General features: G+C 69.6%; 8 protein-coding genes. 7 read left to right on the top strand and 1 reads right to left on the bottom strand.

Annotation, left to right across the window (positions count from 1 at the left end; translation table 11 throughout):
• From GA0115259_RS08755 to ftsY, 3 genes are all read left to right on the top strand, one after another.
• A partial coding sequence (locus GA0115259_RS08755) for an AAA family ATPase (RefSeq protein ID WP_161230323.1) occupies positions 1-1,060 on the top strand: 1,060 nt, incomplete at its 5' end.
• 153 nt (positions 1,061-1,213) lie between these two features.
• Positions 1,214-2,635 (top strand): sugar porter family MFS transporter, encoded by a 1,422-nt coding sequence (locus GA0115259_RS08750; protein WP_093593325.1) that lies wholly within the window; start codon positions 1,214-1,216, stop codon positions 2,633-2,635.
• A gap of 78 nt (positions 2,636-2,713) precedes the next feature.
• Entirely contained in the window at positions 2,714-3,928 is a 1,215-nt protein-coding gene (gene ftsY, locus GA0115259_RS08745; RefSeq protein ID WP_093593321.1) for a signal recognition particle-docking protein FtsY, read from the top strand.
• 110 nt (positions 3,929-4,038) lie between these two features.
• Here ftsY and GA0115259_RS08740 read toward each other — a convergent pair whose 3' ends face one another.
• On the bottom strand, positions 4,039-4,695 hold the full coding sequence (locus GA0115259_RS08740; RefSeq protein WP_093593318.1) for a bifunctional DNA primase/polymerase: 657 nt from the start codon (positions 4,693-4,695) through the stop codon (positions 4,039-4,041).
• A 427-nt stretch (positions 4,696-5,122) separates the two neighbouring features.
• Here GA0115259_RS08740 and GA0115259_RS08735 point away from each other — a divergent pair, with 427 nt between their 5' ends.
• The 4 genes from GA0115259_RS08735 to GA0115259_RS08720 all read left to right on the top strand — a co-directional run.
• Positions 5,123-6,601, top strand: a complete 1,479-nt coding sequence (locus GA0115259_RS08735) for a transcriptional repressor NsdA (RefSeq protein WP_093593315.1) — start codon at positions 5,123-5,125, stop codon at positions 6,599-6,601.
• A 312-nt stretch (positions 6,602-6,913) separates the two neighbouring features.
• Positions 6,914-8,200, top strand: coding sequence for an ammonium transporter (locus GA0115259_RS08730; RefSeq protein WP_093593312.1), 1,287 nt, complete (start codon positions 6,914-6,916; stop codon positions 8,198-8,200).
• Complete coding sequence (locus GA0115259_RS08725) at positions 8,197-8,535, top strand: P-II family nitrogen regulator (protein WP_093593309.1); 339 nt, start codon at positions 8,197-8,199, stop codon at positions 8,533-8,535. The genes GA0115259_RS08730 and GA0115259_RS08725 overlap by 4 nt, the downstream gene beginning before the upstream one ends.
• Positions 8,536-8,551: 16 nt before the next feature.
• A partial coding sequence (locus GA0115259_RS08720; protein ID WP_093593306.1) for a [protein-PII] uridylyltransferase occupies positions 8,552-10,294 on the top strand: 1,743 nt, incomplete at its 3' end.

Below are 10,294 nucleotides of genomic sequence, written 5' to 3'. Positions count from 1 at the left end.
CGCCCGGCTGCGCCACGAGGCCGAGGTCGCCGGCGCGGTCGCGGCCGGCGCCCGGCAACTGCTGGCGCATGTGGAGGTGTCGGTCGTACGGGCCGAGGCCGAGCGCGTCGCGGCCGAGGCCGCCAAGGCCGAGCGCGAGAGGGAGCTGGTCGCCGAGCGGAACCAGGGCCGCGACCTCAAGAGTGAGCTGGACAAGCTCACCGACTCGGTCCACCGGGGCGAGGTGCTCGGCGCCGAGAAGCGGCTGCGGATCGAGCAACTGGAGACCAGGGCGCTGGAGGAGCTGGGTGTCGAACCGGCCGGGCTGATCGCCGAGTACGGCCCCGACCTGCTCGTACCTCCGTCGCCGCCCGCCGAGGGCGAGGAGCTGCCCGAGGATCCCGACCATCCGCGCAATCAGCCGAGGCCGTATGTACGGGCGGAGCAGGAGAAGCGGCTCAAGTCGGCCGAACGGGCCTATCAGCAGCTCGGCAAGGTGAATCCGCTCGCCCTTGAGGAGTTCGCGGCGCTGGAGGAGCGGCACAAGTTCCTCTCCGAGCAGCTCGAAGACCTCAAGAAGACCCGTGCCGATCTGCTCCTCGTGGTCAAGCAGGTGGACGAGCGGGTCGAGCAGGTCTTCACCGAGGCCTACCGTGACACGGCCGTCCAGTTCGAGGGCGTCTTCTCCCGGCTCTTCCCGGGCGGTGAGGGACGGCTGATCCTCACCGACCCGGAGAACATGCTCACCACCGGGGTGGATGTGGAGGCCAGGCCTCCGGGCAAGAAGGTCAAGCGGCTGTCCCTGCTCTCCGGCGGTGAACGGTCGCTGACGGCCGTGGCGTTGCTCGTGTCGATCTTCAAGGCGCGGCCGAGTCCGTTCTATGTGATGGACGAGGTCGAGGCGGCGCTGGACGACACCAATCTCCAGCGGCTGATCCGGATCATGCAGGAGCTCCAGGAGAGCTCCCAGCTCATTGTGATCACCCATCAGAAGCGGACGATGGAGGTCGCGGACGCGCTGTACGGAGTCTCCATGCAGGGCGACGGCGTCTCCAAGGTGATCAGCCAGCGGCTGCGCTGACCTCGCGCGGTTGCCGCCAGAGAGCGCGCCCAGGCGCCGGCCGGACCGTTTCCGTCTCCCGGTGGTGGGCAGCCGGGAGTTGTGCCCCACTGGAAAGGCTTGCCGCACCCCCACGCCCGGCGCGGCACGGCCGGGCGGCCCCAGGGAGACCATGTGACCAGCACAGCGAAGCTGCCGCCGCCGACCGGAGGCCGGGCCCCTCACCCCGAACACCTCCGTCATGTCGTCTTCATCACGGCGTCGGCCGCGATGGGCGGCTTCCTCTTCGGCTACGACAGCTCGGTCATCAACGGCGCCGTCGAGGCCATCCGCAGCCGGTACGCCATCGGCTCCGCGGCCCTCGCCCAGGTCATCGCGATCGCGCTGATCGGCTGTGCGATCGGTGCGGCGACGGCGGGCCGGATCGCCGACCGTATCGGCCGTATCCGTTGTATGCAGATCTCCGCGGCTCTCTTCACCGTCAGCGCGGTCGGCTCGGCGCTGCCCTTCGACATCTACGACCTCGCGGTCTGGCGGATCATCGGCGGCTTCGCGATCGGTATGGCGTCGGTGATCGGTCCCGCGTATATCGCCGAGGTCTCGCCGGCCGCCTACCGCGGCCGGCTCGGCTCCTTCCAGCAGGCGGCGATCGTCGTCGGTATCGCCGTCTCCCAGCTGGTGAACTTCGGCATCCTCCAGCTCGCCGGCGGTGACCAGCGCGGTCGGCTCCTCGGTCTGGAGGCCTGGCAGTGGATGCTCGGTGTGATGGTCGTTCCCGCGCTGCTGTACGGGATGCTCACGCTCGCCATCCCCGAGTCGCCGCGCTATCTGATCTCCGTGGGCCGCACACGGCGCGCCAAGGAGGTGCTCGCCGAGGTCGAGAACAGGGACGTCGATCTGGACGCCCGGGTCGCCGAGATCGAGCACGCGATGCGCCGTGAGTACAAATCGCGGTTCAGGGATCTCAAGGGCAGCCGGTTCTATTTCCTGCCCATCGTGTGGGTGGGTATCGGGCTCTCGATGTTCCAGCAGCTCGTCGGCATCAATGTCGCCTTCTACTACTCGGCGACGCTCTGGCAGTCGGTCGGCATCAATCCGTCCGGCTCGTTCTTCTACTCGTTCACGACGTCGATCGTGAACATCATCGGCACCGTGATCGCGATGGTGCTGGTCGACCGGGTGGGCCGTAAACCGCTCGCGCTCACCGGCTCGGCCGGTATGGCGGTCGCGCTCGCCTTCGAGGCCTGGGCGTTCTCCGCTCCTCTCGTCAACGGCAGGCTGCCGGCCACCGAGGCCACCGTCGCGCTGGTCGCGGCCCATGTGTTCGTGCTCTTCTTCGCGCTCTCCTGGGGCGTCATCGTCTGGGTCTTCCTCGGCGAGATGTTCCCGAACCGGATCCGGGCGGCGGCGCTCGGTGTCGCCGCCGCGGCCCAGTGGATCGCCAACTGGGCGATCACGGCGAGCTTCCCGAGTCTGGCCGACTGGAATCTCTCGGGCACGTATGTCATCTACACCTGCTTCGCGGTGCTCTCCATCCCGTTCATGCTGGTGTTCGTCAAGGAGACCAAGGGCAAGACGCTGGAGGAGATGGGCTGACCGGACGGTTGACCGGACGGGCCGGTCCGGTGGGCCAGACCAGGGCCGGGACCGGCCGTGGCTGATACTGGGAGCGTTATGGAACTCGTCATCCTTGTTGTAGTCATCGCCCTGGTCGCGGTCGTCGCGATCGGCGGGCTCGTGGTCGGCAGCCGCAGAAAGAAGAAGCCGCCGACCGGGCCACCGTCGAGTACGCCGACCATCACAGCCCCGCCCGCCGAACCGCATGTCGGCGACGAGGCGGAGGAACCGCGCGACGAGTCGCGCCGCACGATCGAGGAGGTCGGTCTCCCCGACTCCACCGGCACTCAGGTCGTCGTCGAGGAGCCACCCGTCGCCGAGCCGCTCGCGCCGGCGATCGAGATCCCCGAGCCGACGGCGGGCCGGCTGATCCGGCTGCGCGCCCGGCTCGCGCGCTCGCAGAGCTCCCTCGGCAAGGGACTGCTGACGCTGCTGTCCCGGGAGCATCTGGACGAGGAGACCTGGGAGGAGATCGAGGACACGCTCCTCACCGCCGATGTCGGTGTCGCGCCCACCCAGGAACTGGTCGAGCGGCTGCGGGAGCGGGTACGGGTGCTCGGCACGCGTACGCCGGAAGGGCTCCGCGATCTGCTCAGGGAGGAGCTCGTCCAGCTTCTCGGTACGGACTTCGACCGCGCGGTGAAGACCGAGAGCCTGCTGGACAGTCCGGCCGTGGTGATGGTCGTCGGTGTCAACGGCACCGGCAAGACGACCACGACCGGCAAGCTGGCGCGGGTGCTGGTCGCGGACGGGCGGTCGGTGGTGCTCGGAGCCGCCGACACATTCCGCGCCGCGGCGGCCGATCAGCTCCAGACCTGGGGCGAGCGGGTCGGCGCGCGTACGGTACGCGGTCCCGAGGGCGGCGATCCGGCGTCGGTCGCCTTCGACGCGGTCAAGGAGGGCATCGCGGAGGGCGCTGATGTCGTACTGATCGACACCGCCGGCCGGCTGCACACCAAGACCGGGCTGATGGACGAGCTGGGCAAGGTCAAGCGCGTCGTGGAGAAGCACGGGCCGCTGGACGAGGTGCTGCTGGTCCTGGACGCGACGACCGGGCAGAACGGGCTGGTCCAGGCGCGGGTGTTCGCGGAGGTCGTGGACATCACCGGCATCGTGCTGACAAAGCTGGACGGTACGGCGAAGGGCGGCATCGTGATCGCGGTGCAGCGGGAGCTGGGCGTACCGGTGAAGCTGGTGGGGCTGGGCGAGGGCGCGGACGATCTGGCGCCGTTCGAGCCCGAGGCGTTCGTGGACGCGCTGATCGGGGACTGACTCCTCGCGGCGGCGACATACCGGGAGCGGGAGGCCGGGGCATTGGAGAAGCCCTCGCCTCCCGCCCGCGTCTCGGAGTGTTGACGCCCGCGTTTGAGAGCGCTGACGAGTCAGAGTGTTGACGAGCGATGGCAGATATACGCCAGGGTGCCCAGCAGCAGCCGGGCCTGCGGCGGATCGGCCGCGTTGTCCAGCGACGGCGGACGCAGCCAGCGGACCGGGCCCAGGCCCGGCACCTCCGAGGGCGGGGCCATGACATGGCTGCCCGAGCTCAGACCGCGCAGATCCAGATCCGCGTCGTCCCAGCCCATCCGGTAGAGCAGCTCGGGCAGTTCGGCCGCGGCGCCCTGCGCGACGAAGAAGTGGGCGCGGCCGGCCGGAGTCGCCATGACCGGGCCCAGCGGCAGTCCCATCCGTTCGAGCCGTACGAGCGCGCGGCTGCCCGCCTGCTCGGCCACCTCGATGATGTCGAAGCCGCGGCCCACCGGGAGCAGCACCGCCGCGTCCGGCATCGCCGACCAGAGCCGGGTGACCTCGTCGAGCGTGGCGCCCGCCGGCACCTCCGGGCGGAAGTCCAGCGGATGGGCGCCCGGCGACGCGCAGTCCGCCGAGCCGCAGGAGCACACACCGCCCGTGGCCCGCGCGCCGGGAACGACGTCCCAGCCCCAGAGCCCGGTGTACTCCGCCACCGCAGTGCACTCTGTCGTCCGGCCGCGGCGCCGTGAGCCGGACCGCATCTCCCGGATGCCGCCGATCGTGAAGCCCATGCCCCCTCCAACGGGTTGAACTCACCGGTGGTTACGTCCCGCAGTCTGCCCGTGACACTCCGTCGCCACCGGGGCGGTTCGGGCGGTGTGAAGTGGCACTTGGGGTAGTGCGACCCGATGTGCGCGCCCCGGCGCACAACGCTGCGCGGGCCGCTGGTCAATGTGTGTCAAGTCAATCGCGCTCGGTAGGAGGTGAGTTCATTCGAAGGGGTGGCGAATGGTGGCGTTTGTGGAATCCCCCTCGCTGGGCGGGTGATCGTAGGATTACTTTCAGTGCACGAACCGTGGGGAAAAGCGCACGCGCGGGTATGCCGGGGGCAACTCGGTTTCCTGTTCGAAGGGGCGCGACCTCAGGACAGCCGGCCATGATTCACGGCATTCTGGTACCGGTTCGCGCGACAGGGCTTCAGCGGATGGGGGCGTTCCAGTGGGCGGCAGCGGCGCAGGCGGTACGAATACCGGCAAGCGTCCGAATGGGCAACTCGGCTCGTGGTTCTTGCGCAGCGGCTGGTCGAAAGGTGAACTGGCGCGTCAGGTCAACCGCAGAGCACGGCAGATGGGCGCGCACCACATCAGCACGGACACCTCGCGCGTGCGCCGCTGGCTCGACGGCGAGCAGCCGCGCGAGCCGATCCCTCGTATTCTCTCCGAACTCTTCTCCGAGCGCTTCGGCACCGTTGTCGGCATCGAGGAACTCGGACTGCGCACCGCGCATCAGTCGCCTTCGGTGTCCGGTGTCGATCTGCCCTGGGCGGGACCGCAGACGGTCGCCCTGATCAGTGAATTCTCCCGGAGCGATCTGATGCTGGCACGGCGCGGATTTCTCGGCACCTCGCTGGCGCTCGCCGCGGGCCCGGCCCTGGTCGAGCCCATGCAGCGCTGGCTGGTGCCCATTCCGACCGGAGATCCGGGCGGACCGCAGACCGAGTCCGTCCCCTCGCACCGGCCCTCCAAGCTCTCCGGGCCCGAGCTGGAGCTGCTGGAGTCGACCACCGCGATGTTCCGCCTGTGGGACGCGCAGTGCGGCGGCGGTCTGCGGCGCAAGGCGGTCGTCGGGCAGCTCCACGAAGTGACGGATCTCCTCCAGGAGCCGCAGCCCGATGCCACCGCGCGTCGGCTCTTCCGGTGCGCGGCCGAGCTGGCCGAGCTGGCCGGCTGGATGAGTTATGACGTCGGTCTCCAGCCCAATGCCCAGAAATATTTCGTCCTCGCCCTGCACGCGGCCAAGGAGGCCGGCGACAAACCGCTCGGCTCGTACATCCTTTCCTCGATGAGCCGTCAGATGATTCATCTGGGCCGGCCCGATGACGCGCTGGAGCTGATCCATCTCGCGCAGTACGGCAGCCGTGACTGTGCCACGCCCAGGACCCAGGCGATGCTGTATGCGATGGAGGCGCGCGCGTACGCAAACATGGGACAGCCCGGCAAGTGCAAGCGGGCCACCAGAATGGCCGAGGACACCTTCTCCGACGCCGGGCTCGACGGCGAGGCCGAGCCCGACTGGATCCGCTTCTTCTCCGAGGCCGAGCTCAACGCGGAGAACGCCCACTCGTACCGCGATCTCGCCTATGTCGCGGGCCGCAGCCCCACCTACGCCTCCCTCGCCGAACCGCTGATGCAGCGCGCCGTCGACCTGTTCGAGAAGGACGAGGAGCACCAGCGTTCGTATGCGCTGAACCTGATCGGCATGGCCACCGTCCATCTGCTCAAGAAGGAGCCCGAGCAGTCCACCGCCCTGGCCCAGCAGGCCCTGAAGGTGGCGCGCAAGGTGCGCTCCGAGCGCGTCAACACCCGGCTGCGCAAGACGGTGGACACGGCGGCCAGGGACTTCGCCGATGTCGCCGAGGTCACCGATCTCACGGATCTGCTCACCGCTCAGCTGCCCGAATCCGCCGAGGCCGTCTGAAGCGGCCGGCCCGCGTGCCGGACATCGAAGCCCCGGCCGCGGCGCTCACCCCGTACCGCCCGACACGGCTCCCCCGCCGCCAGGTCAGCAGGGTGAGGGCCGCGGCCGGTTTCCGATGTCCGCAGAGGGTATCCGGGACCGCCGCGACGATCCGCCGGTTCACCGGCTCGTAACACGCAGGTAGCCTTCGTCACGGGTGTGAAACATCGAGCGGCACTGACCGAAACCGCGTTGCGCCAATCTCCTCAGCACAAGTCGGCCCATACCTTGAGCATCCGCACGGGCCGTTCCGACCGCGAGGAGACGCTGGCCTTGAATGGCGCAGATACCGCATTCGTACTGATCAGTGCCGCGCTCGTCATGCTGATGACGCCCGGCCTGGCATTTTTCTACGGCGGCATGGTGCGGGTGAAGAGCGCCCTCAACATGCTCATGATGTCCTTGATCTCGCTCGGTATCGTCAGCGTGCTGTGGGTGCTGTACGGGTACTCGCTCACCTTTGGTGACGACATCGGCGGCGGGCTCCTGGGCAACTTCGACCACATCGGTCTGAAGGGCATTTCGGCGGAGACGCTGACCGGGGGCAAGGAAGGCATTCCCGTCTTCGCCTTCGCCCTCTTCCAGCTCATGTTCGCCGTGCTCACCCCGGCACTGATAAGCGGTGCGCTGGCCGACCGCGTGAAGTTCAGCGCCTGGGCGCTGTTCATCACGCTCTGGGTCTCCGTGGTGTACTTCCCGATCGCCCACTGGGTCTGGCAGTCCGACGGCTGGCTGTTCAAGCTCGGCGTCATCGACTTCGCCGGTGGTACCGCCGTGCATATCAACGCCGGTATCGGAGCGCTCGCGGCCGTTCTCGTCGTCGGCAAGCGGATCGGATTCAAGAAGGACCCGATGCGCCCGCACAACCTGCCGCTCGTCGTCCTCGGCGCCGCTCTGCTGTGGTTCGGCTGGTTCGGCTTCAACGCCGGTTCCGCGCTGGCCGCCAACGGCACCGCCGCCCTGATGGCCTTCAACACCCAGATCGCCACCGGCGCCGCGATGCTCGGCTGGCTGATCTACGAGCGCATCCGCCACGGCGCGTTCACCACCCTGGGTGCCGCCTCCGGCGCCATCGCCGGCCTGGTCGCCATCACTCCGTCCGGTGCCGCCGTCAATCCCTTCGGCGCCCTGCTCATCGGTGTCGTGGCCGGCGCGGTCTGCTCCTGGGCCGTCAGCCTCAAGTTCAAGCTCGGTTACGACGACTCCCTCGACGTGGTCGGTGTCCACCTCGTCGGCGGTGTGATCGGCACCCTGCTCGTCGGCATCCTCGCGATCGACGGCGTCGGCGGCGGTTCGCAGCTCGGCAAGCAGGCCGTCGGTGCGTTCTCGGTGATGGCGTACTCCTTCGTGGTCTCCTGGATCCTCGCGAAGATCGTCGATGTCACCATCGGCTTCCGGGCCTCCGAGGACGACGAGACCAGTGGTGTCGACATGGCCTTCCACGCCGAGACTGCGTACGACTACAGCGCGGTGGGAGGGTCGCCGTCGGGCCGTAGTAGCGTGCCCGCCGCCAACCAGGACGGTATCGCCGCGGCGACGAACAAGAAGGTGGACGCATGAAGCTCATCACCGCAGTCGTGAAGCCACACAGGCTGGACGAGATCAAGGAGGCCCTCCAGGCCTTCGGTGTCCACGGGCTCACGGTCACGGAGGCCAGCGGATACGGCCGGCAGCGCGGTCACACCGAGGTCTACCGGGGTGCGGAGTACACCGTCGACCTCGTACCGAAGATCCGCATAGAGGTGCTGGTCGAGGACGGCGACGCGGAAGAGCTCATCGATGTGGTGGTAAAGGCCGCCCGCACCGGCAAGATCGGTGACGGGAAGGTATGGAGCGTACCGGTCGACACGGCGGTCCGGGTCCGGACCGGCGAGCGCGGCCCGGACGCCCTCTAGAGACGGGAACGACTGGGTGACGAGCCTCGAAGAGACGACCGAACAGGCAGACTCGGGACCCAGCGGCTATGCGGCGGCCCGGCTGCGCCTTCTCCAGGAGAAGACGCGGCCAGGGCCGCCGCGCCGTGCCGCCCTGGCCCGGCTGACCGACGGCTGGCTGAACGCGCTGTTCACCACCGCCGCCCAGGAGGCCGGAGTACGCGGCGCGGCCCTCGTGGCCGTCGGCGGCTACGGACGAGGAGAGCTGTCGCCGCGCAGCGACCTCGATCTGCTCCTCCTGCACGACGGCAAGTCCGGCGCGGGCGCCATCGCCGCCCTCGCCGACCGGGTCTGGTATCCGGTCTGGGACCTCGGACTCGCCCTCGACCACTCCGTACGCACGCCCGGAGAGGCCCGCAGAACGGCGGCCGAGGACCTCAAGGTGCAGCTCGGACTTCTCGACGCCCGGCATGTCGCGGGCGATCTGGGCCTGGTCACCGGAGTACGGACCGCGATCCTCGCCGACTGGCGCAACACCGCCGTCAAGCGCCTTCCCGCCCTGGACGAACTGTGCCGGGAGCGCGCCGAGCGCCACGGCGAACTGCAATTCCTGCTGGAGCCCGACCTCAAGGAGGCCAGAGGCGGTCTGCGCGACGCCACCGCGCTGCGCGCCGTCGCCGCGTCCTGGCTCGCCGACGCGCCACGCGAAGGGCTCGCCGACGCCCGCCGCGCGCTCCTCGACGTACGGGACGCCCTCCATCTCACGACGGGACGCGCCACCGACCGGCTCGCACTCCAGGAACAGGATCCCGTCGCCAAGGAACTCGCCCTGCTCGACGCCGATGTCCTGCTGCGGCAGGTGTACGAGGCCGCGCGCACGGTCTCGTACGCCTCGGACGTCACCTGGCGCGAGGTCAACCGGGTGCTGCGCTCCCGGTCCGTACGCCCTCGGCTGCGGGCCATGCTGGGCGGCAGGCCCGCTCCCGAGCGCACTCCGCTCGCCGAGGGCGTCGTGGAGATGGACGGCGAGGCCGTGCTCGCCCGTGCCGCGCGTCCCGAACGGGATCCCGTACTGCCTCTGCGGGCTGCTGCCGCCGCGGCCCAGGCCGGACTGCCGATCTCGCTGCACGCCGTACGGCTCCTGGGCACCGCCGCGAAACCGCTGCCGGTGCCCTGGCCGGCCGAGGCCCGCGAGGAGCTCGTCACCCTGCTCGGCGCCGGCGAGTCCACCGTCCCGGTCTGGGAGGCGCTCGAAGCCGAGGGCCTGATCACCCGGCTGCTGCCCGACTGGGAGCGGGTCCGCTGCCGGCCGCAGCGCAACGCCGTCCACACCTGGACCGTCGACCGCCATCTCGTGGAGACCGCCGTCCAGGCCTCCTCGCTCACCCGCCGCGTGAGCCGTCCCGATCTGCTGCTCATCTGCGCGCTGCTGCACGACATCGGCAAGGGCTGGCCCGGCGACCACTCCGTGGCCGGTGAGGTCATCGCCCGGGACGTGGCCGCCCGGATCGGCTTCGACCAGGAGGACATGGCTGTCATCGCCACGGTCGTACGCCACCATCTCCTGCTCATCGACACCGCGACCCGGCGCGATCTGGACGATCCCGCGACCGTCGCCTCGGTCGCCGCCCGGATCGGCTCCGTCAGCACACTGGAACTGCTGCACGCGCTCACCGAGGCCGACGCGCTCGCCACCGGGCCCGCGGCCTGGTCGTCCTGGCGCGCCTCGCTCGTCGACGACCTCGTCGCGCGCGTCGCCGCCGTCCTCGCGGGCGACGCG

The sequence above is a fragment of the Streptomyces sp. MnatMP-M17 genome, from assembly GCF_900091995.1.
Lineage (GTDB): Bacteria > Actinomycetota > Actinomycetes > Streptomycetales > Streptomycetaceae > Streptomyces.
This window is presented reverse-complemented; position numbering and strand designations above follow the sequence as displayed.

Excerpts from the sequence above, each read along its gene's own strand:
- ftsY (WP_093593321.1), top strand. The coding sequence starts at position 2,714 with ATGGAACTCGTCATCCTTGTTGTAGTCATCGCCCTGGTCGCGGTCGTC.
- GA0115259_RS08740 (WP_093593318.1), bottom strand. The coding sequence starts at position 4,695 with ATGGGCTTCACGATCGGCGGCATCCGGGAGATGCGGTCCGGCTCACGG.
- GA0115259_RS08725 (WP_093593309.1), top strand. The coding sequence starts at position 8,197 with ATGAAGCTCATCACCGCAGTCGTGAAGCCACACAGGCTGGACGAGATC.